A 26,320-nucleotide genomic window follows, 5' to 3' on the forward strand; every position below is an offset into this window, starting at 1 on the left:
GCGACAGAATGAACGTGTCTGTTTGTTTGTCGGCTCAGGTGGGATATGCCGGACTGTGCCCCCACTTACCAGAATCGGCATCATCGGCGCTGGAAATGTCGCCGCCCGCCACGCAGACGTCCTTTCCTGCTTCCCCGACGTGACGATCGTTGGAGTCGCCGACACAGACCCCCACAGGGCCGAGGCTCTGGCCTCGAAGCACGGCGCCCTCGCATTTGGCGGCCATGCGGACCTTCTTGCTGCCGGCGGTCTTGATGCGATCTACGTCTGTGTGCCTCCTTTCGCGCACGGTAACCCGGAGTCAGATGCCTTGGCATGCGATCTGCCGATATTTGTAGAAAAGCCGCTCGCGCTCGATCTGGAGACGGCAGAAAGGATCGCGGCCGAGATCAGGCGGCGCGATCTGCCCTCCGCTGTCGGCCATCACTGGCGCTACCTGGACATCCTTCAGCGGGCGCGCGAACTGCTCGGCGACCGTCCTGTACGGCTGGCCGTGGGGAGCTGGCTGGACAAGGTGCCGCCGGTCCCCTGGTGGCTGGATCCAGAAATGTCGGGCGGGCAGATCGTGGAGCAGGCCGTCCACGTGCTCGACCTCGCCCGGGTGCTCGTCGGGGAAGTGGAGATGGTGCACGCCGTACCCGCGGCAGGAGGGCGGGCCACGGCCGCGGTGTTGCGGTTCACCGGCGGCGCGGCCGGAGTGCTGGCCGCCACGTCGCTGCTGGAGCACAAGCACCGGGCGGGCCTGGAGGTGCACGCCGAGGGGATCGTCCTGGAACTGGGCGAGACGGAGCTCGTCGTCGACGGGACCACGTCGATCGCGGCGGACGACCGGGCGAAGACGCTGGTGGACCGGGCCTTCGTGGACGCGGTGCAGGGGAAGGAGGCCGACGTGCGCGTGCCGTACGAGGAGGCGGTCAAGACCCACCGGCTCGCGCTCGCCGTCGCGCGGTCGGCAGCGGAGGGCGGGCCGGTGACGCTCGGTGGGTGACATCCTCAGCATCGAGGCGGCGGGCGAGATCGCCTGGGTGCCGGACACGCCGCGCGCCATCGAGGGCGGCTTCCAGGTGGAGACCCTCTACAGCGGGATCTCGGCCGGTACGGAACTCACCTTCGTGAAGGGTCTCAACCCCTGGATGCACGCGAGCTGGAACGCCGTCTACGGCCTGTTCCGCCCCGGCCAGCCGTCCAGCCCCTACCCCGTGCGCGGGTTCGGCTACATGCAGGTCGGCCGCGTCGTCGCGAGCAACACCACCGCCGTCGACAAGGGCGCGGTCGTCGCCATGGCCTACGGGCACAGGACCGCCTACACCGCGCACCCGCTGAACGACCGGTTCGTGGTGCTGCCAGATGACCTCGACCCGCTGCTCGGCATCTACGTCGCGCACATGGGACCCATCTGCGCCAACGGCCTCCTCCACGCAGCGCACGACCTGCACGGATCCCACGTCCAGGCGCTCGGCGACGGCGTGCGCGGCCGCAGGGTCGCGGTGACCGGCGCCGGGGTCGTCGGGCTGCTGGTCGCCCTGTTCGCCGAGGCGCTCGGCGCCGCCGAGGTCGTGGTCGTCGACGAGACGGCGGAACGGCTGCGCGTCGCGGCCGCGCTCGGCCTGCGCACGCTGTCCGTGCACGAGGACACCCCGGTGGAGCTGAAGAAGCGCTGGCGGCACACCCAGTACGACAGGGGCGCCGACGTGGTCTTCCAGTGCCGCGGCCAGGCCAGGGCGCTGGCCCTGGCGCTGAAGCTGCTCCGCCCCCAGGGCACGGTCATCGACCTGGCCTTCTACACCGGCGGCGCGGAGGAGGTACGGCTGGGCGAGGAGTTCCACCACAACGGCCTGTCCATCAGGTGCGCCCAGATCGGCCGGGTGCCGCGCGGCCTGGCGCACGCCTGGGACAGGGAACGGCTCTCCCACGAGACGGTCGCCGGGCTGCGGATCTTCGGCGACGCGTTACGTGAGCACGTGATCACCGACGTCGTCGGCTTCGGCCAGGCGCCCGAGCTCCTCGCCGACCTCGCCGCCGGACGCAGGCACGCCGTTCAGGCCGTGCTCGGCGATCACGTCCAGGATCAGCGCGGCTGACCAGCTGAAGTCGCGGCAGCCGTGCCCGTCGAGGGTGAAGGGGTCGAAGTACTCGCGGAACCCGGCGTGCGCCACCGCGTTGACCATGCCGTCGGCGAGCAGCGCGGCCAGGTCGGGACGGCGGTGCCTGAGCCCCTGCCAGACCAGCCAGGTCAGGTTGATCCAGCTCGGCCCGCGCCAGTAGCGCGCCGGGTCGAACTCCTTCGCGCCCGGAGCGAACGACGGCAGCATTCCGCGCTTGATGTCGAAGCGGTCGAGCGCGGTGCCGATCAGCGCGTGCGCCAGGTCGCGGGGCAGGTCGGGCAGGATGAGCGGCACCAGCCCTGCCGCGCTGCTGGAGCGGATCGCGCAGCCGGTGCGTGCGTCGCGGGCGTGGAAGAGCCCGTCGTCGTAGAGGTGCTCGACCATGGCCGCGGTGATCGCCGCCGCCTCGCGGTGGTGCGGGTCCGGGTCCAGGCCGATGGCGGACGCGATCTTGGCGAGGGCCGACTCAGCCACGCCGTACGCGGCGTTGAACAGCGGGTCCTCGACGGCGAAGTCGCCGGCCCGCCGGTAGCCGGTGTCGCGGTAGGCGCGGGCCAGCGCGGTGTAGCGCTCGTAGTCGCGGTCGGTGGGCCGCTCGTCGGCGCTCACGTGCGCCAGGTCGCGTCGGGTCGCGCCGAGCGGGGCGGCGTCGACGGCGGCCAGCGGTCCGTCCCAGGCCGGGCTGTTGTCCATGCCCGACTCCCAGGGGTGCACGATCGAGACCAGCCCCTCGGGCGAACGGCGCGCCGTACGCAGGAACTCCTGCTGGGCGACCAGGCGCGGGTAGATCCTGCGCAGGAACGCAGGGTCGGGCGCCGCCCTGTGCACCTGCCAGGCGGCCAGCGCGTGCACCGGCGGCTGCACGATGCCCGAGGTGGCCGAGCCTGAGGGCGCGCGCACGTCCCAGAACCCGGGCCCGGGGAAGTAGGCGCCGTCGGGCACGCCCGGGTTGAACACGATGTGCGGCACCCGGCCGTCCCGCCACTGCGCGCCGAACAGCGAGAGCAGCTCGGACTTGGCCCTGCGCGGCGACCAGCGGGCGTTGCCGATCGCGATGAAGGCGGAGTCCCAGCTCCACTGGTGGGGGTAGAGGCGCCGGGAGGGGACGGTGTAGCTGCCGTCCCAGTTGGCGACCAGGACGCGCACGGCGTCGCGCAGGATCATAGGAATTTCCTGATGAAGGATGCTGTCTGGGGAAGGACGATCTCCGGCTCGCCGCGCAGCCGGCATTCCAGCGCGAGGTAGCCGTCGTAGCCGATGGCGTCGAGCGTGGCGAGCTGGGTGGCCCAGTCGAGGTGGCCGGTGCCGGGCTGGTTGCGGTTCGACTCGCTGATCTGCATGTGCGCCAGGTGGGGCGCCGCGTCGACCAGCGAGCGGCAGGGGTCGTCCTCCTCGATGTTCATGTGGTAGGTGTCGCCGACGACCTTGATCGAGTCCATGGAGCAGTACGCTGCCGCATCGGCGAGGGTGTTGACCATGTGGTTCTCGTAGCGGTTGAGCGGTTCCAGCATGATGAGCACGCCGTTGCGCGCCGCGTGCTCGCCCAGGATGGCCAGCGCCTCGGCCAGCACCTCGCGGTCCTCGTGCGGGTTGCGCGGCGGGGTGAACGGCGGCAGCCGCAGCGAGAACTGGCCCCACGAGGCCGGGGTCATCACGCCGACGCCGCCGAGCTCGGCGATGACGGTGAGCTGGGAGCGGAGCTGCTGGATGGCGTCCTTTCGCAAGGCGGGGTCGAAGTCGCCGATGAAGTGCGGCATGTCCACGCAGACGGTCGGCATCACCACCCCGTCGCCCAGCGCCCGTTTCAGCTCGGTCAGGCGGCCGGCGAAGTGGAAGTCGCCCTTGCCGCGCAGCTCGATGGCGTCGAACCCGGCCTCGACCGCGAAGACGAACTTCTCCTGCAGCGTACGGCCGGGCAGCAGCTGTTCCTGTACGGCGAGCTTCACGCGTCTTCTCCAAACTTGAAAACCAGCTGCAGCACCTCGGCGGGGTGCCGGTCGAGCAGGTCGAAGGCCTCGGGCGCGGCCTCGACGTCCATCACGTGGCTGATCAGCGCCTCCACGGCCACCTCGCCCCGGTGGACGAGGTCCATGAAGGTGCGTTGCAGCCGCTCCACGTCCCAGCGGTGCGACAGCCAGGACGCCACGCCGCCGATCTGGGCGGAGACGAGCTGCACCTGGTTGTGGTGGAACTCCTCGCCCAGCCGCAGCCCGGCGCCCTCGCCCTGGTAGAAGCCCGCCGCGACCACGCGGCCGCCCCGCCGCACGGACCTGATGGCCTCGTGGAGGCCCGCGTGCGAGCCGGACAGCTCGATCGCGGTGTCCGCTCCCTCGACGCGTTTGCGGACGAGCTCGGCGACCGAGCCTTCCCGGATGTCGAACGTCTCGGCCGCGCCGTACGCCTCGGCCAGGCTCAGGCGCGCGGGGATGGCGTCGGCGGCCACCACCCTGGCCCCGTTGAGTACGGCGAGGCGGGTGGCCAGCAGGCCGATCACCCCCTGGCCGAAGATCGCGAGCTGGTCGCCCAGGTGCACGTCCGCCGCGTGCACCGCGTTCAGCGCGATCGCACCCACCCGGGCGAAGACGCCGGTGATCGGGTCGGCGTTCGGCGGCAGGATATGGCCGACGAGCCTGGCGGCGGGCAGCACGGCCTCGGCCCGGTGCCCCCACACGCCCCACACCAGGGCGCCGACCGGCGGGTCAGCGACGTCGGGCGCCGCCTCCACCACCTCGCCGACCTCCTGGTAGCCCCACCCGGCCAGCGGGTAGGCGTGCGTATGGCCGTCGACGAACAGCCTGCGCTCGGTGTCCCAGCGGCGGCTGAGGTAGGGGTTGGTGCCCCGGTAGGCGGTCAGCTCGGTGCCCGCCGAGACGCCGGAGTAGAGGGTGCGTACTCGCACGCAGCCCGGCTCGAGCTCGCCGGACGCTTCCAGGCTCACGCGCACGACGCCTGGCTCATGAATGGTAATAACGCGCATTCCCCACACTTACGCTTATTGATCAAACAAAAGTTTGCGGTTTAGCGTTTGTTAGCACGCAATAGATTGCCATACACCAGTCATAAGTCTAGGGCTTTCGTCCCACCGGCTGCGTGCCTAGCGGTAAGGGATCTTTCCGATATACCAGTGCGCGCCACTGACCAGTGGATGGGCGCGCGGACATGGCGGAAATCACATCAACTCGAGAGCTGGGGGTAATGGCTCCACAACCCCACTTCCGAGGAGCGTGCCATGCCGAAGAAGGTAACCGCCGTCCTCTCCGCCGCACTGCTGGCCGTACCGCTGGCCGCCTGCGGCGGCAACGCGGAGCAGCCTGCCAACGCCATCACCGTCTGGACGGAGGAGAACCTCCCCGACCGTCTCGACGTGCAGAAGGGCATCGTCGCCGAGTTCACCAAGAAGACCGGGATCAAGGTGAACCTGGTCGGCGTCGCGGAGGACCAGTTCAGCCAGATCGTCACCGCGGCGGCGGCCGCGGAGAAGCTGCCCGACGTCATCGGCGCGCTGCCGCTGGCGGCCGTGCGCGAGCTGGAGGCCAACGACCTGCTCGACACCGCGACCGCGGGGAAGGTGGTCGACGGGCTCGGGCGCGGGACGTTCTCGGCGCGGGCGCTGGAGCTCGACACGTCGGACGGCAAGCTGCTGGCCGTGCCGAGCGACGGGTGGGCGCAGCTGATCCTTTACCGCAAGGACCTGTTCGCGAAGGCAGGGCTCGCTCCGCCCGACACCTACGAGGCACTGGAGGCCGCGGCGGCCAAGCTCAACACGGGCGGTACGGCGGGCATCACGCTGGCGATCGCGCCGAAGGACTCGTTCACGGCGCAGAGCTTCGAGCACGTGGCTCTGGCTGATGGGTGCGAGTTAGTCGACAAGACCGGAAATGTCACCCTTTCGTCGCCGCAGTGTGTGCGGGCTTTCGCGTTCTACGCGAAGCTCGCCAGGAGTTACTCGGTCAAGGGCATTCAGGACGTCGACTCCACTCGGGCCACGTATTTCGCGGGGAAGGCGGCCATGATGATCTGGTCGTCGTTCATCCTCGACGAGCTGGCCGGGCTGCGGGACGACGCGATGCCCAGCTGCAAGGAGTGCGCGGGGGACAAGGAGTGGCTGGCCAAGAGCACGGGCGTGGTCACGGCGCTCAAGGGCCCGGACGGTGCGGCGCCCGCGCAGTACGGCGAGATCGTGTCATGGGCGGTCACCAGGGACGCCAACAAGGACGCGTCCGCCCAGTGGATCTCGTACGTGATGAACGAGGGCTACGAGAAGTGGATCGGGATGGCCCCCGAGGGCAAGTTCCCCACCCGCAAGGGCTTCGAGGACAAGTGGAACAAACTCCCCGCCGGCGTGACGACCAAGAAGCCCCTGGCCTCCGTGTACCCACCCGAGGTCCTGGACGCGCTGCGTAAGAGCCCCGACACCTTCGCCCGCTGGGGCATCCCCCAGGGCCAGGGCAAACTCGTCGGCGCCACGATGGGCGAACTCCCCGTCCCGAAGGCCCTGTCAGGCGTGGTGGACGGCTCCCTGACCCCGGAGGCGGCGGCCTCGCAGGCGAAGACCGACGTGGAAACCATCAAACGCGGACTCCACGAATGACCCCCCGACCGGGGACCTCCCCAACAACCACAGAGCTCCTAAAGAGACCGCGACCACCCGAGACAGCGACTCCCCCAGCGAGGGTGACCCGTCCGAGGAGAGCGGGCCATCCGGAGGGAGCAAGCGGTCTGGGCGCCGGGCCAGGGCTTTCCGTGGGAAGCGCAGAGCTGCGGGCCGGGCCGTACAACGACGTGGGGGCATGGAGGGCGTGCGGCTGGGCAGGGGGTCGCGCGTGAAGGGGCGCGGTGGGACGTTGCGCCAGCAGGAGGCGAGGGCCGGGCTGGCGCTCATCTCCCCCACCCTGATCATCACGCTCACCGTCGTCGTCCTCCCCCTCCTCTGGGCGATCATGCTCGCCTTCCAGGACGCCAGGCTGATCAACATCAGACGCAACGGCATCTTCGGCCACTACACCCTCGACAACTTCACCTACGTCATCACCGAGCCCGGCTTCTGGTCCGCACTGATCAACACCCTCGTCTACACGGTCGCAGGCACCGCGCTCTCCATCGCCATCGGCCTCGTCGCGGCCCTGGCGCTCAAGGGCAGGTTCCCCGGCAGGACCCTGGTCAGAGCCTCCATCCTCATCCCCTACGTAGCCCCGGTCGTCGCGGTGACGTTCCTCTGGCAGGTGATGCTGAACCCGCAGTTCGGCCTCGTCAACACCTGGCTGGCCGAACCCGTCGCCTTCCTCAGCCAGGCCAAAGGCACCTTCCTCGGCCTCCAGGTCCCCGTGGCCCTCCTCACCGTGATCGCGTTCGAGGCCTGGCGCTACTTCCCGTTCGCCTTCCTGTTCATCCTCGCCAGACTGCAGGCGCTACCGGCAGAACTCGACGAGGCGGCGGTCGTGGACGGCGCCACCCCACCCAGCGCTTCCGCTACGTCGTGCTCCCGCAGCTCTGGCGGATCATCGCGTTGCTGTCGGTGCTGCGGTTCGTGTTCACCTTCACCAAGTTCGACGACGTCTACCTGCTGACCGGCGGCGGCGCGGGCACCGAGGTGGTCAGCGTGCGGGTCTTCAACCTCCTGACCGCCCGCGACGACATCGGCGCCTCCGCCGCGCAGGCGATCGTGCTGGCCGCCGTCCTGGTCGTGTTCCTGGTGATCTATCTGCGGATGGGGGCGAGGCAGGGTGACGCGTGACCGGTTCGAGCGCGCCCTGTTCAGGGTGCTGCGGCCCTTGGTGATCGCCTTCCTGTTCGCGATCACCGCCTTCCCGTTCCTGTACATGGTCATGCTGAGCGTGCGCGACATCCAGGAGCTGATCCGCGAGCCAGGCTCGCTCTGGCCCGAGCACTTCACCCTGGCCACCTACGCCGACGTGCTGGGCAGGCAGGGCTTCCTCACGTTCATGCGCAACAGCGCGATCGTGGCGGTGGCCTCGGTGGCGGTGACGCTGCTGCTCTCGATCCCCGGTGCGTACGCCGTGGCCAGGCTGGACTTCTTCGGCCGCCGCCAGGTGCACTTCCTGTTCCTCGCCGTGTACCTGTTCCCGGCCATCGTGCTGGCGATCCCGCTGTTCGTGCTCTTCACGATGCTCGGGCTGCGCGGGTCGCTGGTGGGGCTGATCCTCGTCTACATCGCCCAGACGGTGCCCGTCACCGTGTACATGCTGCGCAACTACTTCGAGACGGTGCCGCGGAGCATCGAGGAGGCGGCCGCGATCGACGGCTGCACCCGGTTGTCCACGATCTGGCGGGTGGTGCTGCCGCTGTCGAAGCCGTCTCTCATGGCGACCGGGCTCTACGCCTTCATGATCGCCTGGAACGAGTTCCTGTTCGCCCTGCTGTTTCTGGTGGAAAAGCGGGAAAGCTGGACGGTCTCCCTCGGACTGTCACAGCTGGCGGGCAGTATCGAGATCCCCACGACGGTTCTCATGGCAGGATCGGTGGTTCTGACGCTGCCCATCGTGGTGGTGTTCTTCGCGAGCGAGCGGCTGCTCACGGAGGGCCTCACGGCGGGGGCGGAGAAAGGTTGATCATGCTGACGGCGGGAAACATCCTCCAGCTCATCCGCGAGGGCACCTGCCGTACCCGCAAGGAACTGATCGAGTACACCGGGCTGTCCCGCTCGACGATCACGGATCGGGTGGACCGGCTGATCGAGGCCGGATACATCCACGAGTCAGGCGTCGCCTCGTCGGGCGGCGGGCGTCCACCGTCCGTCCTGGACATCGACTCGGCCAACCGCCTGGTCATGGTCGCCGACCTGGGCGCGGCGCACGCGCGCGTCGCGCTCACCGACCTGGCGGCCAGGACGCTGGGCGAGGAGTCCGTCGAGATGCGCATCGACCTCGGGCCGGACCTGGTGCTCAACTGGGTGGTCGAGGGGTTCCAGCGCCTGCTCGACCGGGCCGGGCGGTCGGCGGACGACGTGTGCGGCATCGGCATCGACCTGCCTGGCTCCGTCGACCACAAGACGGGCCGGGTGCTGAGGTCCTTCCTCATGCCCGGCTGGGACGACCACCCGATCAGGGAGGTCGTCCGCGACTCCTTCGACGTGCCGATCCTGGTCGAGAACGACGCCAAGGCGATGGCGCTGGGCGAGTGGTGGTGGCACTGGCGCGACTGCCCGTCGCTCCTGCTGATCAAGGTCTCGACGGGCATCGGCGCGGGCATCGTGCTCGACGGCCGCATCTACCGGGGCGTGGAGGAGGCGGCGGGCAACATCGGTCATGTACGGCTGCGCGAGACCGACGACCGCGTCTGCACCTGCGGTTCGCGCGGCTGCGTCGCCTCGATGGCCAGCGGGCACGCGCTGGCCGCCGACCTGGGCCAGGCGTCGAGCCGCGACGTGGTGCGGCTGGTGCAGGCGGGCGATCCCACGGCGATCGCGCTCACGCAGGAGGCCGGCCGTACCCTCGGGGTGGTCCTGGCGACGGCGGTCAGCCTGCTCAACCCTGGGGTGCTGGTGCTGGCCGGGGACATGGCGGACACGGGCGAGCACTATCTGACCGGGATCAGGGAGATCGTCTACCGGCGCAGCCTGCCGTACACCACCAGGAATCTGGACATCGTCACCACCGGGCTGGGCGACCGGGCCGGGATCGTGGGGACGGCCGTCATGGTGATGGAGCACGTGTTGTCGCCAGAAGAGGTCGATCTCGCGCTAAACCACGGCTAGCGCCTTACGGAGCACGCCGGGGGCCTCGACGAGGGACGGTCCGTACCAGGTCAGGTAGCGGCCGCTGACGAGCGCCGACCTGATGCCGGGGAAGCTCTCCGGGCCGTCGTCGGGGGTGAAGGCGTACGGCTCGTCGGGCAGGACGACCAGGTCGGGGCGCTTTCCCGTCAGCTCGTCGAGCGGGATCTTGGGGTAGCGCTCCGGGTGGTCGTCGTAGAGGTTGTCGACGCCGAGCCTGCGCAGGACGTCGCCGGTGAAGGTGTCGCGGCCGACCACCATCCAGGGGCGGCGCCAGATGGGGATGATCGCCTTCAGTCTGGTCGCGGGCTCGGGCAGTCGCCAGGCCCGCTCGGCCGCGTCCAGCCAGGCGGGTGCCTGGGTACGGCAGGCGTCCTCGAACATGGCGCGCAGCTCGGCGAAGGCCTCGTCGACGGTCCTGATCTTCGTCACCCAGACCTTGAGTCCCGCGTCCTTGAGTGCTTGGAGGTCGGGTTCGCGGTTCTCCTCCTCGTTGGCGAGGACCACGTCGGGTTCCAGGTCGATGATCTTCTCGAGGTCGGGGTTCTTCGTGCCTCGGATCCTGGTGACGTCGAGGTCGGCCGGGTGGGTGCACCAGTCGGTGGCGCCGACCAGCGCGCCGGTGGCCGCGACGGACTCCGTCAGGGAGGGAACCAGGGAGACGATCCTCATGTGCCCAATAGTTGCACACTGAAATTCTTTATGTGTACTGTCGTGAGCAATTGTTCAGCACTGAAGTATTTGGGGATACGTCATGATCGTCACCGGGAAGTATCGGATCGACCCCGTGCACAGCAGGATCGGGTTCGTGGCCAGGCACGCGATGGTCACCAAGGTGCGGGGGCACTTCACGTCCTACACGGCGGACCTGTACCTGGACGCGGAGCGGCCGTCGGAGTCCCGTGCGCGGGTGGTCATCCAGGCGGACAGCGTGCACACGGGCAACGACCAGCGCGACGGGCACCTGCGTACTGGGGACTTCCTGGAGGTGGACCGGTTTCCGGAGATCACCTTCGAGAGCACGTCTGTGGAGCGGGTGGACGAGGAGACCTTCCGGCTCACCGGCGATCTGACCATCAAGTCGGTGACCCGCCCTGTGACGCTGGACCTGGTCTTCAACGGCACAGCCATCGACGTGACGGGCGCTCAGCGGGCGGGGTTCGAGGGGAAGACGGTCATCAACCGCAGCGACTACGGCGTCACGTTCAACGCGGTGCTGGAGACGGGCGGGGTGATGGTCTCAGAAAAGATCACCCTCGAGTTCGACATCTCCGCCATCAAGGAGTAACCCCATCCAAGGGGCCGGGGTCCTTGAAGGCCCGGCGTCCTGGAAGAGCCGAAGGTCTCAAGGGGCCGGGGTCCTTGAAGGCCCGGGGTCCCGGAAGAGCCGAAGGTCTCAAGGGGCCGGGGTCCCGGGAGGGCCAAGGGACCAAGGGGTTGGCGGTCTTGGGGGTTGGGGTGAGGCCGCCCGGTTGTTGGGGCGGCCTCCGGGGGACCTACGCGAGGGCCTTGAGGGCGCTGTCGTAGTCGGGTTCCTGGGTGATCTCCGGGACCAGCTCGGTGTAGAGGACCTGGTTGTCCCCGTCCAGCACCACCACGGCGCGGGCGGCGAGACCGGCCAGCGGCCCCGACTCCATGAGCACGCCGTACTCGGTCAGGAACTCCCTGCCGCGCATCATCGACAGCGTCACCACCTGGTCCAGCCCCTCCGCCCCGCAGAAGCGGTTCTGCGCGAACGGCAGGTCGGCCGAGACGCACACGACGACCGTGTCCGCGTACTCCCCCGCGACCTGGTTGAAGTGCCGCACCGAAGCCGCACAGACCCCGGTGTCGACGCTCGGGAAGATGTTGAGGACCTTCTTCTTGGACCCGAAGTCGGCCAGCGAGACCTCCGCGAGATCCTTGCCGATCAGCGTGAAGTCCGGAGCCTTCTCGCCGACCTGCGGGAACGTGCCGGACACGGTGATCGGGTTGCCCTTGAAAGTGACGTCGGACATGTAGTTGCCTCCTGAAAGCGTCATCGACCTGCGATCGTATCTTCAGGGCTGCACCCGCCTGCGCAGGTGGTAGGCCAGTGCGGCCGCGGCGAGCGCCCCGCCCCACACCGGCCAGAACGTCTCGGGCAGCCACGCGCCCCACTCCTCCATCAGCCACTCCCCCGACAGGGCCTTGCGCAGGTAGGTGAACCCGGCCTCCGCGATGATGATCGCCACCAGCGTGGCGGGGACGACGGCGAGCTTCGGCGGCACCCGCCGCCCGCGCAGGAACGGGATCCACCGGGGGAACACCTCGCCCCAGCGCTGGATGAGCCCCAGCGTCAGCAGCCCGCCCAGCGCGCCGAAGGTCGCCAGGTACGCCCCGGCCAGCCAGATCCCCGGCGCGTCCTTGGCGCCCTCGACCAGGAACTCCCTGTCGACCCCCAGCGGGATCCCCAGCGCCCACGCCCACCGCGTCGAGCAGTAGATGAGCGGTACGGTGACCGCCACGTACACCGCCCACCGCCCCCACCGCGCGGCGCTCTCCGGCGAGGTCCATCCCGTACGGCGGGGCCGCCAGGCCGCGGCGATCAGCAGCACGCCGCCGAGGACGCAGAGCAGCTGGTTGACCACCTCCCAGGGCCAGGCGTCGGCGAGGCTGACGTCGGCGTCTGGCCAGCCGGTGAGTGGTTTGACGGCGAGCAGGGGCGAGTAGGCCAGGCCCATCATGAGCCGGGAGTCGGGGATCACGAGGATGAGGGTGGCGGCGAGAGGATAGAGGAACCAGCGGGCGCTCGTCAGGACAGCCACGGCCGCCGCGGCCCCGAGCCCGGCGATCCACCACCCGGCGACCTCGGGGGTGGCGGTGGCGAGGATGGAGAGGGCGCGGTCGGGGTCGGGGTCGGTGGCTCCCCAGGGGAATCGGGGTGCGCCGAGCGCCCATGCCAGGCCGAGTGATCCGTAAGCCAGCGACCAGATCGTGGCCGCGACTGCCTTTCTGTTCATGGCTCAAGCCTTGTGTGTGGAGGGGTGGCGGCCCAGATGCCGTTCGGCGCATTCCGGGCGAGGCGACCCCTGCCATTCGGCACGGGTCGGCCTTCTCGGGACGGGCCCACCCTCCTCGGACGGGCAACCCTCGGTTGGGAGTCACCGTCTCAGGTGGTTGCGCTCCTTTAGAGGCGGATCGGGCTTGGGCCCTCCTCGGGACGGGCCCACCCTCCTCGGACGGGCAACCCCCGCAGGGGAGTCGCCCTCTCGGGTGGTTGTGCTCCTTTTAGGGGCGTTGGGGTGGGCCTGGGTGGGTTGTGGGGGGCTGTACGGGTTAGCGTTTGGTGGCGTGAGAGGGCATACGACCTGGGTGGCCGGAGGGCTCGCGGCGGCGTCGCTGGTGGTCACCGTGGTGTGGGCGCTGCTCGGCACCCGGACCACCGGGGAGGCCGTCGCCGGGGTGTGGGGGCTGGGCGAGACGCTGGTGCTGGCCGTGCTCGCCGGAATGGTGGCACGCTGGTCGGCGCCGCGGCGGGCGGCCCTGGTGCTGGCGGTGACCGGTGTCGCCTGTGCGGCCATGGTGTTCCGGTTCTTCCAGCCCGCCTCGCCCCTGGAGGCGGTCGGGGTGGCCGCGTTCTGGACCGCGCCCGCAGCCGTGGCCGCCGGGCTCGGGCTCTACCTGCGCTCCCAGGACACCCGGCGCGTCACCGCCCTCGCCGAGCACCGGCTGCGCGTGGCGCGCGACCTGCACGACTTCGTGGCCCACGACGTGAGCGAGATGATCGCCCAGGCCCAGGCGGCGCAAATAGCCTTCGACCCCACGATGCTGGTGCGCATCGAGCAGGCGGGCCAGCGCGCCATGGACTCCATGGACCGGATGGTCGGCATGCTGCACGGCCCGGAGACGTCCACCGCGCCCGCCCCGGGGATCGACGACATCCCGGCGCTGGCCGCCCGCTTCTCCCCGCCGGTCGAGGTCGACATCGCGGTGGGCGCGGTCAGGCGTGAGGCGTCCGCCCTGGCGTACAGGATCGTGGTCGAGGCGCTCACCAACGTCCGCAGGCACGCGCCCGAGGCGACCTGGGTACGGATCTCCGTACGCGAAGGACTGCTGGTCAGCGTGGTGAACGACGGGGTGCGCGAGCGCCCGGTGAGCGGGCGCGGCGGGTACGGCCTGCCCGGCCTGACCGAGCAGGCGAAGCTGCTCGGCGGCGCCCTGGAAGCGTCCGCGCGCGGCGGCGAATGGCACCTGGAAGCGAGGATTCCTTGATCCGCATCATGATCGCCGACGATCAGGAGGGCATCAGGAGCGCCTTCCGCATGATCCTCGACGCCCAGCCCGACATGACGGTCGTCGGCGAGGCGGCCGACGGGCTGGCGGCCATCGCGACCGCCAGGCGGCTGGAGCCGGACGTCGTGCTCGCCGACATCCGCATGCCCGGCGCCGACGGGCTGGAGGTCACCAGGGCGCTGGCCGCGTCGATGAAGGTGGTGATCGTCACCACGTTCGGGCTCGACGAGTACCTGCACACCGCTTTGCGCGACGGCGCGAGCGGTTTCCTGCTCAAGCGCTCGTCACCCGCGTTGCTGGTCGAGGCGGTGCGCGCGGCCGTTGAGGGCGACACGCTGATCAGCCCCCAGCTCACCGTGCACCTGCTCAGCCAGGCCGCCCCGCGCCAGGTCCGCAAGGACAACCCGCTGACGGGCAGGGAGACGGAGGTCGCCAGACTGGTGGCCCGAGGCAGGACCAACGAGGAGATCGCCACCGAGCTGTTCCTGTCGCCAGGCACGGTCAAGAACCACCTCGCGACCATCCAGCGCAAGCTTGGCGCCCGCAACCGCGTGGGCGTCGCCACCTGGGCCTGGGACCTGGGTTGACACCACTAACGAAGAGGAAGCACTCCCCCTTTGAACACCATTGCCACACTGACCCACCCCTACCCCCTGATCCGCGGCGGCGGGCTCTTCCTGATCTGCGTCGGGCTGGGCTTCCTGCTGAGCTGGCTGGTGCCGCGCTACTGGCTGCAGTTCATGATCGGCGGCGGCGTCGCCGGGCTGATCGCGAGCGGGCTCAGCGCGCTGCTGCCCAAGATCGGCCACATCTCGTGGGTGCACATCGCCGGTCTGGTCGGATCGCTGGTGCTGGAGATGGGGTTGATCTACCTGGTGATCTCACGGCTGAAGGACGCCGACCAGCGAACGATCACGTTGTGGATCCTGTTCGTGGTCGGCCTGCACTTCGTCCCGATGGGGATCGCACACGGCCCGATGATCACCATCCTGGGCGTGGTGACCGCGATCAACGCGGGGGTGGGGCTGTGGCTGGCCAGAGGGGCCTCGCTGCGCGCGCTCGGCATCGTCGACGCACTGCTCAAGCTCGGCTTCGGCCTGGTGATGCTGCTCGCCTACCCCACCCTCACGTTCACGTAGTCACCCCAGAACCACAACCCAAGAGACCCATAGGTCGGGTCAGACGTTGCGCCGGTACTGACCGCCCGCCTCGAAGAGTGCCTCGGTGATCTGGCCGAGCGAGCACACCCGCGCGGCCTCCATCAGCACCTCGAAGGCGTTCTCGTCCGTCATCGCCACCTCCCGCAGCCGCTTCAGGGCCGCGGGAGCGTCGGTGCGGTGGCGGGCCTGGAAGGCGTGGAGGCGGTCGAGCTGCGACTGCTTCTCCTCCTCCGTGCCGCGGGCCAGCTCCAGCGGCCCGTGCGCCACTTCACCGCGCGGGTTCCTGAAGGTGTTGACGCCGATGATCGGCAGCGACCCGTCGTGCTTGCGCGTCTCGTAGACCATCGACTCGTCCTGGATCTTGCCGCGCTGGTAGCCGGTCTCCATCGCGCCGAGCACGCCGCCACGGTCGGACAGCCGCTCGAACTCCTGCAGCACCGCCTCCTCCACCAGGTCGGTGAGCTCGTCGATGATGAACGAGCCCTGCAGCGGGTTCTCGTTGCGGGCCAGGCCCCACTCCCTGTTGATGATCAGCTGGATCGCCATGGCCCGCCGTACCGAGTCCGCTGACGGGGTCGTCACGGCCTCGTCGAACGCGTTGGTGTGGAGGCTGTTGCAGTTGTCGTAGATCGCGATGAGCGCCTGCAGGGTGGTGCGGATGTCGTTGAAGTCCATCTCCTGGGCGTGCAGCGACCTGCCGCTCGTCTGGATGTGGTACTTCAGCTTCTGGGCCCTCTCCGCCGCGCCGTACCGCTCGCGCATGGCCACCGCCCAGATGCGCCTGGCCACGCGCCCGAGCACCGAATACTCCGGGTCCATCCCGTTGGAGAAGAAGAACGAGAGGTTGGGCGCGAAGTCGTCGATGTCCATGCCGCGCCCGAGGTAGGCCTCGACGTAGGTGAACCCGTTGGCCAGCGTGAAGGCGAGCTGGCTGATCGGATTGGCCCCGGCCTCCGCGATGTGGTAGCCGGAGATCGACACCGAGTAGAAGTTGCGCACCTTCTGCCTGATGAACCACTCCTGGATGTCGGCCATCATCCGCAGCGAGAACTCGGTGGAGAAGATGCAGGTGTTCTGCCCCTGGTCCTCCTTGAGGATGTCGGCCTGTACGGTCCCCCGCACGGTCGCCAGCGTGCGCGCCCGCACCTCCGCCGCCTCCTGCTCGGACGGCTCCCGCCCGTGCTCGGCGCGGAAGCGCTCCATCGACTGGTCGATGGCGGCGTTGAGGAAGAACGCCAGGATCGTCGGCGCCGGCCCGTTGATCGTCATGGACACCGAGGTGTTGGGCGCCACGAGGTCGAAGCCGTCGTAGAGCACCTTCATGTCGTCGAGGGTGGCGATGGAGACGCCGCTCGTGCCGACCTTGCCGTAGATGTCGGGGCGCAGGTCGGGGTCGTTGCCGTACAACGTCACCGAGTCGAACGCCGTGGAGAGCCGCGTGGCGGGCTGCCCCTCGGACAGCAGCTTGAAGCGCCGGTTGGTGCGGAACGGGTCGCCCTCGCCGGCGAACATCCGGGTGGGGTCCTCGTCGTCGCGCTTGAACGGGAAGACGCCGGCCGTGAACGGGAACCTGCCGGGCAGGTTCTCCCTCCTGAGGAAGCCGAGCAGCTCGCCGTGGTCCTCGTAGCGCGGCAGGGCGACCCTGGGGATGCGGTTGCCCGACAGGGTCTCGCGCCAGAGCGGGGTGTGGATCTCCCTGTCGCGTACCTTCACCACCAGCTCGTCGGCGGTGTACTGCTCCTTCAAGGCGGGCCACTCGTCCAGCAGCGCCCGGCTCTCGGCGCTGAGCTCGGTCTTCTTCAGGAGCTCGGCGATCTCGTCGCTCGCCGTACTGAGAAGCGCCTGGACGGCGGTGAGCTGCTGGCGGCGGCGGGCGAGCTCGGCCTGGAGCCTGGTCTCCTCGTGGTAGTCGCGCACGGTCTCGGCGATGTCGGCCAGGTAGCGGACCCTGGACGGCGGGACGATCGCCGCGGCGGCCTTGGAGGTGCGCCCCTCGACCTGCTGAAGGTGCTGCGGACCCTCGGGCAGGCCCTTGGCCAGCAGGAGACCGCGCAGCTCGTGGTAGAGCGCGGTGACGCCCGCGTCGTTGTAGCGGGAGGCGATGGTGCCGAAGACCGGCATGTCCTCAGGCTTGACGCCGAAGGCGGCCCGGTTGCGCACCATCTGGCGGCGCACGTCCCTCAGCGCGTCCTCGGCACCGCGCCGCTCGTACTTGTTGATCACCACGGCCTCGGCGAAGTCCAGCATGTCGATCTTCTCGAGCTGCGAGGCGGCGCCGAACTCGGGGGTCATCACGTAGATCGGCACGTCCACGTGGTCGACGATGCCCGCGTCGCCCTGGCCGATGCCGGGCGTCTCCACGATCACCAGGTCGTACCCGGCGGCCCGGCAGGCGGCGATCACGTCGTCGAGGCCGTTGGGCACCTCGTTGGGCGCGCCGCGGGTGGCGAGCGAGCGGAAGTAGGTCTGGCCGCCCAGGCTGTTCATGCGGATGCGGTCGCCGAGCAGCGCGCCGCCGCCCTTGCGCCGGGTGGGGTCGATGGCCAGGACGGCGATGCGCAGCTTGTCGTCGTTGTCCAGGCGGAAGCGGCGGACCAGCTCGTCGGTGAGCGATGACTTGCCCGACCCGCCGGTGCCGGTGATGCCCAGCACGGGTGCGCTCTTGCCGGTGCGCAGGCCGTCGAGGAGCGACTGCGGGGCCCTGCCGGACTCGATGAGCGTGATGGCGCGGGCCAGCGCGTGCTGGTCACCGGCGACCACGTCCTCGGGCTGCGGCGGGTCGCCCAGCTCGACGTCGCACTCGGCGATGAGCTCGTTGATCATGCCGGGCAGGCCGAGGCGCTGGCCGTCCTCCGGGGAGAAGATCCTGGTGACGCCATGCGCGTGCAGCCTGGCGATCTCCTCGGCGACGATCACGCCACCGCCGCCGCCGTACACCTTGACGTGGCCGGCGCCGCGCTCGCGCAGCAGGTCGACGAGGTAGGAGAAGAACTCGACGTGACCGCCCTGGTAGGAGCTGATCGCGATGCCCTGGACGTCTTCCTGGATGGCCGCCGTGACGATCTCGTCGACCGAGCGGTTGTGGCCGAGGTGGATGACCTCGGCGCCCTGGCTCTGAAGGATGCGCCGCATGATGTTGATGGCGGCGTCGTGGCCGTCGAACAGTGCCGCCGCGGTCACGAAGCGTACGGGATGGACCGGAACGTGCACGCCAGATCACTCCTTCGTGAGGTGCCCTCACTCACGAAGATACTAGGACGTCCTACTATTTGGATACTTGGACGTCCTACTATTTCCCCAGAGGTGCAGTGTCCCTCCTCACAGGCCGGGGCTTCGTCTCGTACGGCTTGCGCCGCGTGTTCGTCTGGTGCACACGCACAACTTCGGCGGGGGCGTGTTGCGCGGGTTTCCGCGCCACCGCAGGGGCGGGCTTTCCGGTGGCGGGCTGGGGCTTGGCCTTGGCGGGCGGCTTGGGTTCTGCGGCGGTCGGGCGCTTGGTGGCGGCCGAGGGCTGGGCGGCCGTCGGAGGCTTGGGCTTGGCTGCCTGCGGTGTGGCCGGGGCCGGAGTGAGCCACTTGAGGACCCCGCGGCGGTGCCGCCCCGCCCGGGTCCCGGCGAAGCGGAACGACACCACGATCGTCGTGATCACCATCAGCGCCAGCAACGCCTGCGGCGTCCCCAGCAGGTCGAACGGCGACCCCCCGCGCTCCCCCACCACCGTGAAGGTCTGCAGGGGCGCGTCGTCCACCAGGACCGGCGCGGAGGGCTGCACGTCGCGCAAGGCCTTGATCTTGCGCGGCAGCCCGTACCCGACCACCTTCTCCGTGTCACGAAATTTCCGCTTCAACCACACGCGGTCGACGTTCGCCTCGATGGTGTGGATCTTCCCGCCCTCGACCCGCTCGACGATCCCCACGTGGTCGATGCCCTTGTACGACTTCCCACCGCTCCAGTCGTAGAACACCAGCGCCCCGGGCTCAGGCACCGACGACCACGCGCCCTGCTTGATGAACCAGGACGCGTGCGAGGGGGTCCATGCGAACTGCCCGACATAGTCAGCGATCCCGGCCTTCTGTGCGGCCCAGGCGATGAACATGTCGCACCATGGCGCGTTCCGATACTGGGGATCCTGTGAACGATCCGCGTACCACTCGCCGAACTTCGTGTACTGGCCGCTCTTCTCCCGGTAGCCGAGCTCAGAGCGCACCGTCTGTAGCAGATCTTCAGCGATCGGGTCCAGGACGACTCCTCCCCAGAGGACCGGCGCAGCTAACGATGGACTGTAGTAGCCACACCGCGACCGCGCGCCGCTCATCGAGAAGTTGTCTAGCTATGTGGAGAAATATCGCCCCTGTGACAGGTGGGACTCGCTACTATTTTGGATAGTTATGCGCCCGCCCCCACGCGGTAGACCTGCGAGTCGCCCTCCCCCGGCGCCACGACGTCCGCCACGATCACCGTCACGTTGTCCGGAGACCCGCCCTGATTGGCCAGATCGATGAGTCGCTGGACGGCCGCCTCAGGCTCTGTCACCGTGGTCAGCACCTCGTGCAGGACCTCCGGCCCGAGCACGGTGGTCAGCCCGTCAGAGCAGAGGAGGTAACGGTCGCCTTGTTCCGCCTCGCGCAACGCCATGTCGGGCTCGGCTCTGCCCTCGCTGCCCAGCACGCGCAACACCATCGACCGGCGCGGATGCACCGCGGCCTGGTCCTCGGTGATGCGGCCTTCGTCCACCATCGACTGGACCAGTGTGTGATCCTTGGTCATCTGGTAGAGCGCGCCGTCGCGAAGCAGGTAGCCGCGGGAGTCACCAAGATGGGCAAGCGCGAATCGGGAACCGTCCCAGACCATCGCGGTCACGGTCGTGCCCATCCCCCTGCGCGAGGGGTCGATGTCGGCCAGCTCGACCAGCCGCCTGGCCGCCTCGTGCACGGCCCCTTCAAGCGCGGCCTCCAGATCGGCGCCCGCTTCTGGAAGCTTGGCATCCAGCTCGCGCAGCACGGCGATCGCCGCGGAGCTCGCGAGCTCACCGGCCGCGTGACCGCCCATCCCGTCCGCCACCGCTTGCAGGCGCACGCTCGCGTAGCCCGCGTCCTCATTCTGCTCCCTGCGGCGGCCCACATCTGACCCGGCGGCATAGCGGATGTTGTGCTTCATACCTAGCAGTAAATCATTGGTTGAAAGACTTCACAAGCAGATGCGCTGAAGACTGTTGTGAACTACTGTGGCTCTCATGAGCCATGACCCGACCGTCACCGCCGGGGACATCGCCCGGCTCGCCGGGGTCGGGCGGGCGGCGGTGAGCAACTGGCGGCGACGCCACGACGACTTCCCCGTGCCCATCGATGGAACGGCCAACCAGCCGCAGTTCTCACTGCGCCAGGTCGAGGCGTGGTTGCGGCGCTATGGGAAGTCCTACCAGGTCTCGCTGGCCGATCGGGTGTGGCAACGCCTGAAAGCAGCGGGAGATTTGCGCCTGGGCGAGCTCGTGGCCGACGCGGGCGCCCTGCTCACCGGCGGAGAGAGCGCTCTCGAACCCGAGCTGGCCGTGCTGGTCGAGGAACTGGCCGAGCAGCTCGGCCCGCTGGCCGCCTACGAGTTCCTCGTCGAGCGCTACCTGGAGGCCCACTCGCGGCAGCTCTCCGTCACCCGCGACGAGGTCGCCGAGCTGATGGTACGGCTGGCGGGCGCGGCAGGTCAGACCGTGTTCGACCCCGCGTGCGGCGTCGGCACCCTCCTCCTGGCGCCCAAGGCCGGCAGGGTCTTCGGCCAAGACCTCAGCACCACCTCCGCCTGCATCGCCGCGGCCAGGCTGCGGCTGCGCGGCGTCGAGGCGGAGATCGCCGCGGGCGACTCCATGCGCCACGACGGCTTCGCCGACGAGCGGGCCGACGCGGTCGTCTGCGATCCGCCGTTCAACGAGCGGGCCTGGGGCTTCGAGGAGCTCACCGGCGACCCGCGCTGGGAGTACGGCCTGCCGCCGCGCGGCGAGCCCGAGCTGGCCTGGGTGCAGCACTGCCTCACCCACGTGAAGCCGGGCGGCCTGGTCGCCATCCTCATGCCGGCGGCCGCCGCGAGCCGCAGGTCCGGCCGCAGGATCAGGGCCAACCTGCTGCGCAACGGCGCGTTGCGCGCGGTCATCACGCTGCAGGGCTCCGACCTGTGGCTGCTGCGCAGGCCCAGGACGGGCGACCGGCACCCGTCCGAGGTGCTGATCATGGAGGCCGACGTCAAGGACGTCGAGCCCGCGTGGGAGGCCTACCTCGCCAACCGCTCCGACAACGGCGTGCGCATCATCGACCTGCTGGTGGAGGACGTCGACGTCAGCCCGGCCAGGCACCGCCGCCCCGACGGGGACAACCTGGGCAGGGCGTTCGTCGAGACGCGCGAGCGGTTCCTGGCCGCGGTAGCCGTACCGCCCGACCTGAAGGTGCTCGACCAGCCGCTCGACCAGCCGATGACCACGGTCGGCGACCTGGTGAAGGCGGGGCTGGTGACGATCCTTCAGGCCCCGGCCAAGATGCGGGTGAGCGGCGGCGACCTGCCCGTGCTGACCGCCGACGACCTGGCCTCGGGCACCGGGGCCACGGGCAGCACCGAGGCGGAGTCAGGCCTGGTCCTGCTGGAGGCGGGCGACGTGGTGGCGTCCTTCTCCAGCGTGCGGGTGATGGCCGAGAGCGGCGCCGTGCTCGGCCCCTACCTGACCGCCTACCGGGTCGACCGGTCGAGCCTCGACCCCGACTTCCTCGCCGGATACCTGCGGGCCGCCGGCGGGCGGGCAACCTCGGGCTCCAGCAGGTTCGACGCGCGGCGCACCCGCCTGCCGCGACTCCCCCTCCCGGCCCAGCGCGCGTACGGCGAGGCCTTCCGCCGCCTCGTCGCCCTGGAAGACGCCCTGCGCGAGACGAACGCCCTCGGCCAGCAGCTGATCAGGCTCGGCCTCGACGGCTTGATCGGCGGCCGCCTGCACCCGCCCGCCTGACGGTGTAGTTTTTGCGGAGTAGGCGGGGAGAGGGGCTAAATGGTCATCGGCGACCGCTATGAGCTCGAAGACCTCCCTCTGGGCCAGGGCGGCATGGGAGCGGTCTACGCCGGGCACGACCGCCACCTGGACCGCCGCGTGGCGGTGAAGCTCCTGCGGCTGCCCAGCGGCCCGGACGAGGAGCTGGAGCGCCGGTTCATCCGCGAGGCGCGCATCCTGGCCAGGCTCGAACACCCCGGCGCCCCGGTGCTCTACGACTTCGGCACCCACGAGCAGCGGCTCTTCCAGGTGATGCAGTTCATCGAGGGCGTGACGGTGGCCGACCTGGTCGGCGAGCACGGCCCGCTGCCGGTCTCCTGGGCTGCCGCGATCGCCGCGCAGGCGTGCGCCGTCCTGTCGGCCGCGCACGCGCTGTCGATCTGCCACCGCGACCTCAAGCCGACCAACCTCATGCTCTGCCCGGACGGCAGCGTGAAGGTGCTCGACTTCGGCCTCGCCATGCTGCGCGAATCCGACCTGACGCAGTTCACCAGGATCGGCCAGATCCTCGGCACGCCCGCCTACATGGCCCCCGAGCAGATCCAGCGCGGGGTCGCCGACGCCCGCAGCGACCTGTACGCCCTGGGCTGCGTGCTGCACGAGATGCTGACCGGGCGCCAGCTCTTCACCGGCCCCACCGACTACGTCGTCTTCGAGCAGCAGGTCAAGGAGCGCCCACCGGCCATCCCCGGGCTGCCGCCGAAGCTCGGCAGGCTCCTGGGCGAGCTGCTGGAGAAGCAGCCGGAGGACCGCCCGGACAGCGCGGAAGCCCTGTATGACCGCCTCCAGTCCTTCGCCGTGGATCTCCCCCTCCTGCCGGGCTTCCTGACCGAGAAGAGCTCACCGGGCCGGATGTACGCCAGAGTCCTCGGGCGAGTTCTCGCCTGAGAGAGCGTTCTCTTTCGTTATCTAACCATCATTGACGGGTGCCCGTGGCGCTGCCGTATGGTCCGAGAGAGCGCTCTCTCATCCCCCAACGTCACCTTAGGAGGGCTCCATGCGTCTCATGGCCCCCGTTCTCACGGCATCACTGCTGGTCCTCGGCGTAGCGGCCTGCGGGAGCGGTTCCACAGGCACCACAGCGGCTCCCAAGCCGGCGGAGAAGGTCACCCTCACCATCGGGCTCTTCGGCGACTTCGGCTTCAAGCCGCTCTACGACGAGTACAAGAAGACGCACCCCAACGTCGAGATCGTGGAGCGCGTCACCCAGTTCAACGACCACCACAACAACCTCATCAAGCGGTTGGCCACCAACGCGGGGGCGGCCGACATCGAGGCGGTCGAGGTGGGCTACATCTCCACGTTCACGGCGCAGCCGCAGAAGTTCCACAACCTCAAGGACTACGGCCTCGACAAGCGCCAGGGCGACTACCTGGACTGGAAGTGGCAGCAGGGCCTGGGCAAGGACGGGCAGTCGGTGCTCGGCCTCGGCACCGACGTCGGCGGCCTGGCCATGTGCTACCGCAAGGACATCTTCAAGAAGGCGGGGCTGCCCGACGACCGCGCGGCGGTGGGCGCGCTCTGGCCGACGTGGGAGCAGTACATCGAGACGGGCAAGAAGTTCGCCGCCGCCAACGTCGCGGGCAGCAAGTTCGTCGACAGCCCCGGCGAGATCTTCCGCGCGATGGTGAACCAGGCGCCCACCGGCCTCTACGACGCGCAGGACCAGATCATCGTGGGCACCAACCCCGACGTGAAGAAGGCCTGGGACCTGTCCAACCAGATCACCCAGAACGGCCTGTCGGCCAAGCTCGCCGCCTTCTCCCCGCCGTGGAACACCGGCTTCGCCAAGGGCTCGTTCGCCACGATCATCTGCCCGGCGTGGATGACCGGGTTCATCCAGGAGCAGGCCAAGGACGCCACCGGCAAGTGGGACATCGCCACCGTCCCCGGCGGTTCAGGCAACAGCGGCGGTTCCCACCTGATGCTTCCCCAGCAGGGCAAGCACCCCAAGGAGGCGGCCGAGCTGATCGACTTCCTCACCTCCAAGGAGAACCAGGCCAAGGTCTTCAAGGAGGAGGGCACCTTCCCCTCGATCCCGGCGCTCTACGACGACCCGTCGATCCAGAGCTTCACCAAGCCGTTCTTCGGCGACGCCCCGATCGGCAAGATCTACTCCGAGGCCGCCAAGGCGCTCAAGCCGCAGCACCTGGGCCCGAAGGAGGCCGACGTGCGCGTGGCCATCGGCAACGGCCTGGGCCGCGTCGAGCAGGGCAAGCAGACCCCTGATGAGGCCTGGACGCAGGTCCTCGCGGACGTCGCGAAGATCAAGTAGCGGCATGGCGGACACCCTTGCGGCCCCGCGGCGGCACCGCGGGGCCCACCCCCTGCGCAGGTTCACGCACACGCTCGACGTGAAGGCCTCGCCGTACGCCTATGTCGCCCCGTTCTTCCTGCTGTTCTGCGCCTTCGGGCTGTTCCCGCTGGCGTACACGGCGTGGGTGAGCCTGCACGACTGGACGCTGCTGTCCGACGTGCACACCTTCGTCGGGCTGGACAACTTCGGCACGCTCTTCGGCGACGCCTACTTCTGGAACGCCACGTTCAACACGCTGTCGATCGGCGTGCTGTCCACGGCGCCGCAGCTCGTGCTGGCGATCTGGCTGGCGCACCTGCTCAACCGGCCGCTGCGCTGGCAGACGTTCTTCCGCGTCGCCATCCTCGTGCCCAACGTGACCAGCGTCGTCGCCGTGGTGGTGATCTTCAGCCAGCTCTTCGGCCGCGACTTCGGCCTGATCAACTGGGTCCTGTCGTGGTTCGGCGGTGAAGGCGCGGGCCAGATCGACTGGGCGGCGGGCACGGCCACCTCGCACATCGCCATCTCCACGATGGTCATGTGGCGCTGGACCGGCTACAACGCGCTGATCTTCCTGGCCGCCATGCAGGCGGTGCCGCGCGAGCTGTACGAGGCGGCCACGCTGGACGGCGCGCGCAACCTCACCCAGCTCCGCAGGATCACGCTGCCGATGATCCGCCCGACGATCATCTTCGTCGTCATCGTGTCCACGATCGGCGCGATGCAGATCATCGCCGAGCCCCTGCTGTTCGGCGCGAGCAGCGGCGCCGGCGGAGGAGCGGCGACCGGCGGGCCCGACCGGCAGTTCCAGACGCTGGCGCTGTTCATCTACGAGAAGGGCTTCACCGAGTTCGACTTCGGCTACGCCTCGGCCGCCTCGTGGATCATGTTCCTGATCGTCGTGGTCGTCGCCGGGGTCAACTACCTGCTCTCCAGAAGGATGAAGGGATGAGGCTCCGCTACCTGACGCTCACCGCGGTGGCGTTCTTCTCGATCTTCCCGCTCTACTACAGCGTGGTGGTGGCCTCACGGCACAACTCGGCGCTGGCCGAGGTGCCGCCGCCGCTGTTCCCCGGCGGGAACCTCCTGGCCAACGTGGCGCGCGTCTTCGACACCGTGCCGTTCGGCCTGGCGCTGCTCAACTCCTTCGTCGTCGCTGGAGCGATCGCGCTGGCGGTGATGTTCTTCTCCACGCTGGCCGGGTTCGCCTTCGCCAAGCTGGCGTTCAGGGGCAGGAACGCGATGCTGCTGATCACGGTGGCGACCATGATGGTCCCCGCCCAGCTCGGCATCATCCCGCTCTACCTGCTCATGGTGAAGATCGAGTGGACCGGCTCGATGTACGCGCTGGTGGTGCCCGCGCTGGTCAACGCGTTCGGCGTGTTCTTCATGACGCAGTATCTGTCCAGGGCGCTGCCCACGGAGCTGCTGGAGGCCGGGCGCGTCGACGGCTGCACGACGTGGGGGCTCTTCTGGCACGTGGTGGTCCCCGTCGCGCGCCCGGCCACCGCGGTGCTGGGCATGCTCACGTTCATGTCGGCCTGGAACGACTACTTCTGGCCGCTGGTCGTCCTGACCCCGGAGAACCCGACGGTCCAGGTGGCGCTGTCGACGCTGGCCAGCGGATACGTCAACGACTACGTCCTCGGGCTGGCCGGGACCGCGGTGGGGACCCTGCCGCTGATCCTGGTGTTCGCCCTGCTCGGCAAGCAGATCATCGGAGGAATCATGCAAGGAGCTGTCAAGGGATGA

General features: G+C 69.3%; 24 protein-coding genes and 1 pseudogene. 16 read left to right on the forward strand and 9 right to left on the reverse strand.

Annotated features, from left to right (window positions below):
- The first annotated feature begins 55 nt into the window (after positions 1-55).
- Complete coding sequence (locus ACIBG8_RS20955; RefSeq protein WP_397344529.1) at positions 56-988, forward strand: Gfo/Idh/MocA family protein; 933 nt, start codon at positions 56-58, stop codon at positions 986-988.
- Positions 981-2,081 carry a zinc-binding alcohol dehydrogenase gene (locus tag ACIBG8_RS20960; RefSeq protein WP_397344530.1) on the forward strand — a complete coding sequence of 367 codons (1,101 nt, stop codon included), beginning with the start codon at positions 981-983 and terminating at the stop codon, positions 2,079-2,081. The genes ACIBG8_RS20955 and ACIBG8_RS20960 overlap by 8 nt, the downstream gene beginning before the upstream one ends.
- Before the next feature lie 9 nt (positions 2,082-2,090).
- Here ACIBG8_RS20960 and ACIBG8_RS20965 read toward each other — a convergent pair.
- The 3 genes and pseudogenes from ACIBG8_RS20965 to ACIBG8_RS20975 all read right to left on the reverse strand — a co-directional run.
- Positions 2,091-3,335, reverse strand: a pseudogene (locus tag ACIBG8_RS20965) (MGH1-like glycoside hydrolase domain-containing protein); the annotation flags it as partial.
- Entirely contained in the window at positions 3,266-4,051 is a 786-nt protein-coding gene (locus ACIBG8_RS20970) for a sugar phosphate isomerase/epimerase family protein (protein ID WP_397344531.1), read from the reverse strand. The gene ACIBG8_RS20970 and the pseudogene ACIBG8_RS20965, both read right to left, overlap by 70 nt.
- Entirely contained in the window at positions 4,048-5,082 is a 1,035-nt protein-coding gene (locus ACIBG8_RS20975; protein WP_397344532.1) for a zinc-binding alcohol dehydrogenase, read from the reverse strand. The genes ACIBG8_RS20970 and ACIBG8_RS20975 overlap by 4 nt, the downstream gene beginning before the upstream one ends.
- A gap of 252 nt (positions 5,083-5,334) precedes the next feature.
- Here ACIBG8_RS20975 and ACIBG8_RS20980 point away from each other — a divergent pair, with 252 nt between their 5' ends.
- The 5 genes from ACIBG8_RS20980 to ACIBG8_RS21000 all read left to right on the forward strand — a co-directional run bounded on the left by ACIBG8_RS20980 (position 5,335) and on the right by ACIBG8_RS21000 (position 9,819).
- Positions 5,335-6,696, forward strand: coding sequence for an ABC transporter substrate-binding protein (locus ACIBG8_RS20980; protein WP_397344533.1), 1,362 nt, complete (start codon positions 5,335-5,337; stop codon positions 6,694-6,696).
- 232 nt (positions 6,697-6,928) lie between these two features.
- Complete coding sequence (locus ACIBG8_RS20985) at positions 6,929-7,672, forward strand: carbohydrate ABC transporter permease (protein WP_397344534.1); 744 nt, start codon at positions 6,929-6,931, stop codon at positions 7,670-7,672.
- On the forward strand, positions 7,633-7,839 hold the full coding sequence (locus ACIBG8_RS20990; RefSeq protein ID WP_397344535.1) for a hypothetical protein: 207 nt from the start codon (positions 7,633-7,635) through the stop codon (positions 7,837-7,839). Before ACIBG8_RS20985 ends, ACIBG8_RS20990 begins: the two co-directional genes overlap by 40 nt.
- Entirely contained in the window at positions 7,829-8,674 is an 846-nt protein-coding gene (locus tag ACIBG8_RS20995; RefSeq protein WP_397344536.1) for a carbohydrate ABC transporter permease, read from the forward strand. Before ACIBG8_RS20990 ends, ACIBG8_RS20995 begins: the two co-directional genes overlap by 11 nt.
- 2 nt (positions 8,675-8,676) lie before the next feature.
- Entirely contained in the window at positions 8,677-9,819 is a 1,143-nt protein-coding gene (locus tag ACIBG8_RS21000; RefSeq protein WP_397344537.1) for an ROK family transcriptional regulator, read from the forward strand.
- On the opposite strand, the gene ACIBG8_RS21005 is transcribed toward ACIBG8_RS21000, so the two are convergent.
- Positions 9,805-10,509, reverse strand: coding sequence for a helical backbone metal receptor (locus tag ACIBG8_RS21005; RefSeq protein ID WP_397344538.1), 705 nt, complete (start codon positions 10,507-10,509; stop codon positions 9,805-9,807). The genes ACIBG8_RS21000 and ACIBG8_RS21005 overlap by 15 nt on opposite strands.
- Positions 10,510-10,591: 82 nt before the next feature.
- On the opposite strand from ACIBG8_RS21005, the gene ACIBG8_RS21010 reads away from it, so the two are divergent.
- Complete coding sequence (locus ACIBG8_RS21010) at positions 10,592-11,125, forward strand: YceI family protein (RefSeq protein WP_397344539.1); 534 nt, start codon at positions 10,592-10,594, stop codon at positions 11,123-11,125.
- 208 nt (positions 11,126-11,333) lie between these two features.
- On the opposite strand, the gene tpx is transcribed toward ACIBG8_RS21010, so the two are convergent.
- Positions 11,334-11,858 (reverse strand): thiol peroxidase, encoded by a 525-nt coding sequence (gene tpx, locus ACIBG8_RS21015; protein ID WP_397344540.1) that lies wholly within the window; start codon positions 11,856-11,858, stop codon positions 11,334-11,336.
- A gap of 18 nt (positions 11,859-11,876) precedes the next feature.
- The gene (locus tag ACIBG8_RS21020; protein WP_397344541.1) at positions 11,877-12,818 is read right to left on the reverse strand and encodes a hypothetical protein; all 942 of its coding nucleotides are present in this window, start codon (positions 12,816-12,818) and stop codon (positions 11,877-11,879) included.
- Positions 12,819-13,149: 331 nt separating this feature from the next.
- On the opposite strand from ACIBG8_RS21020, the gene ACIBG8_RS21025 reads away from it, so the two are divergent.
- The 3 genes from ACIBG8_RS21025 to ACIBG8_RS21035 are packed head-to-tail and all read left to right on the forward strand — an operon-like array spanning position 13,150 to position 15,230.
- Positions 13,150-14,070, forward strand: coding sequence for a sensor histidine kinase (locus ACIBG8_RS21025; protein WP_397344542.1), 921 nt, complete (start codon positions 13,150-13,152; stop codon positions 14,068-14,070).
- Positions 14,043-14,678, forward strand: coding sequence for a response regulator (locus tag ACIBG8_RS21030; RefSeq protein WP_397344543.1), 636 nt, complete (start codon positions 14,043-14,045; stop codon positions 14,676-14,678). The genes ACIBG8_RS21025 and ACIBG8_RS21030 overlap by 28 nt, the downstream gene beginning before the upstream one ends.
- 30 nt (positions 14,679-14,708) lie before the next feature.
- The gene (locus ACIBG8_RS21035) at positions 14,709-15,230 is read left to right on the forward strand and encodes a DUF6609 family protein (protein ID WP_397344544.1); all 522 of its coding nucleotides are present in this window, start codon (positions 14,709-14,711) and stop codon (positions 15,228-15,230) included.
- 39 nt (positions 15,231-15,269) lie between these two features.
- Here the strand turns inward: ACIBG8_RS21035 and icmF are convergent, their stop codons facing one another.
- The 3 genes from icmF to ACIBG8_RS21050 form a co-directional block, all read right to left on the reverse strand.
- Positions 15,270-18,461 carry a fused isobutyryl-CoA mutase/GTPase IcmF gene (gene icmF, locus ACIBG8_RS21040; protein ID WP_397344545.1) on the reverse strand — a complete coding sequence of 1,064 codons (3,192 nt, stop codon included), beginning with the start codon at positions 18,459-18,461 and terminating at the stop codon, positions 15,270-15,272.
- Between the two features lie 79 nt (positions 18,462-18,540).
- Positions 18,541-19,458 (reverse strand): CHAP domain-containing protein, encoded by a 918-nt coding sequence (locus tag ACIBG8_RS21045; RefSeq protein WP_397344546.1) that lies wholly within the window; start codon positions 19,456-19,458, stop codon positions 18,541-18,543.
- 179 nt (positions 19,459-19,637) lie between these two features.
- Positions 19,638-20,408, reverse strand: a complete 771-nt coding sequence (locus ACIBG8_RS21050; protein ID WP_397344547.1) for a PP2C family protein-serine/threonine phosphatase — start codon at positions 20,406-20,408, stop codon at positions 19,638-19,640.
- 76 nt (positions 20,409-20,484) lie between these two features.
- Between ACIBG8_RS21050 and ACIBG8_RS21055 the strand changes: the two genes are divergently transcribed.
- The 5 genes from ACIBG8_RS21055 (at position 20,485) to ACIBG8_RS21075 (ending at position 26,320) form a co-directional block, all read left to right on the forward strand.
- Positions 20,485-22,233, forward strand: coding sequence for an N-6 DNA methylase (locus ACIBG8_RS21055; protein WP_397344549.1), 1,749 nt, complete (start codon positions 20,485-20,487; stop codon positions 22,231-22,233).
- A gap of 39 nt (positions 22,234-22,272) precedes the next feature.
- Positions 22,273-23,160 (forward strand): serine/threonine-protein kinase, encoded by an 888-nt coding sequence (locus ACIBG8_RS21060; RefSeq protein ID WP_397344550.1) that lies wholly within the window; start codon positions 22,273-22,275, stop codon positions 23,158-23,160.
- A 109-nt stretch (positions 23,161-23,269) separates the two neighbouring features.
- Positions 23,270-24,547 carry an extracellular solute-binding protein gene (locus ACIBG8_RS21065; RefSeq protein ID WP_397344551.1) on the forward strand — a complete coding sequence of 426 codons (1,278 nt, stop codon included), beginning with the start codon at positions 23,270-23,272 and terminating at the stop codon, positions 24,545-24,547.
- 4 nt (positions 24,548-24,551) lie between these two features.
- Entirely contained in the window at positions 24,552-25,520 is a 969-nt protein-coding gene (locus tag ACIBG8_RS21070; protein ID WP_397344552.1) for a carbohydrate ABC transporter permease, read from the forward strand.
- Positions 25,517-26,320 carry a carbohydrate ABC transporter permease gene (locus tag ACIBG8_RS21075; protein WP_397344553.1) on the forward strand — a complete coding sequence of 268 codons (804 nt, stop codon included), beginning with the start codon at positions 25,517-25,519 and terminating at the stop codon, positions 26,318-26,320. Before ACIBG8_RS21070 ends, ACIBG8_RS21075 begins: the two co-directional genes overlap by 4 nt.

Origin of the sequence: Nonomuraea sp. NPDC050556 (genome assembly GCF_044457355.1) — a bacterium.
In the GTDB taxonomy this organism is placed as follows: domain Bacteria; phylum Actinomycetota; class Actinomycetes; order Streptosporangiales; family Streptosporangiaceae; genus Nonomuraea.

Coding starts and splice junctions, on each gene's coding strand:
- ACIBG8_RS21005 (WP_397344538.1), bottom strand. CDS start 10,509: ATGAGGATCGTCTCCCTGGTTCCCTCCCTGACGGAGTCCGTCGCGGCC.
- ACIBG8_RS21010 (WP_397344539.1), top strand. CDS start 10,592: ATGATCGTCACCGGGAAGTATCGGATCGACCCCGTGCACAGCAGGATC.
- ACIBG8_RS21060 (WP_397344550.1), top strand. CDS start 22,273: ATGGTCATCGGCGACCGCTATGAGCTCGAAGACCTCCCTCTGGGCCAG.
- ACIBG8_RS21070 (WP_397344552.1), top strand. CDS start 24,552: ATGGCGGACACCCTTGCGGCCCCGCGGCGGCACCGCGGGGCCCACCCC.
- ACIBG8_RS20975 (WP_397344532.1), bottom strand. CDS start 5,082: ATGCGCGTTATTACCATTCATGAGCCAGGCGTCGTGCGCGTGAGCCTG.
- ACIBG8_RS21020 (WP_397344541.1), bottom strand. CDS start 12,818: ATGAACAGAAAGGCAGTCGCGGCCACGATCTGGTCGCTGGCTTACGGA.
- tpx (WP_397344540.1), bottom strand. CDS start 11,858: ATGACGCTTTCAGGAGGCAACTACATGTCCGACGTCACTTTCAAGGGC.
- ACIBG8_RS21055 (WP_397344549.1), top strand. CDS start 20,485: ATGAGCCATGACCCGACCGTCACCGCCGGGGACATCGCCCGGCTCGCC.
- ACIBG8_RS21050 (WP_397344547.1), bottom strand. CDS start 20,408: ATGAAGCACAACATCCGCTATGCCGCCGGGTCAGATGTGGGCCGCCGC.
- ACIBG8_RS21030 (WP_397344543.1), top strand. CDS start 14,043: ATGGCACCTGGAAGCGAGGATTCCTTGATCCGCATCATGATCGCCGAC.
- ACIBG8_RS21075 (WP_397344553.1), top strand. CDS start 25,517: ATGAGGCTCCGCTACCTGACGCTCACCGCGGTGGCGTTCTTCTCGATC.
- ACIBG8_RS20980 (WP_397344533.1), top strand. CDS start 5,335: ATGCCGAAGAAGGTAACCGCCGTCCTCTCCGCCGCACTGCTGGCCGTA.
- ACIBG8_RS21065 (WP_397344551.1), top strand. CDS start 23,270: ATGCGTCTCATGGCCCCCGTTCTCACGGCATCACTGCTGGTCCTCGGC.
- ACIBG8_RS21000 (WP_397344537.1), top strand. CDS start 8,677: ATGCTGACGGCGGGAAACATCCTCCAGCTCATCCGCGAGGGCACCTGC.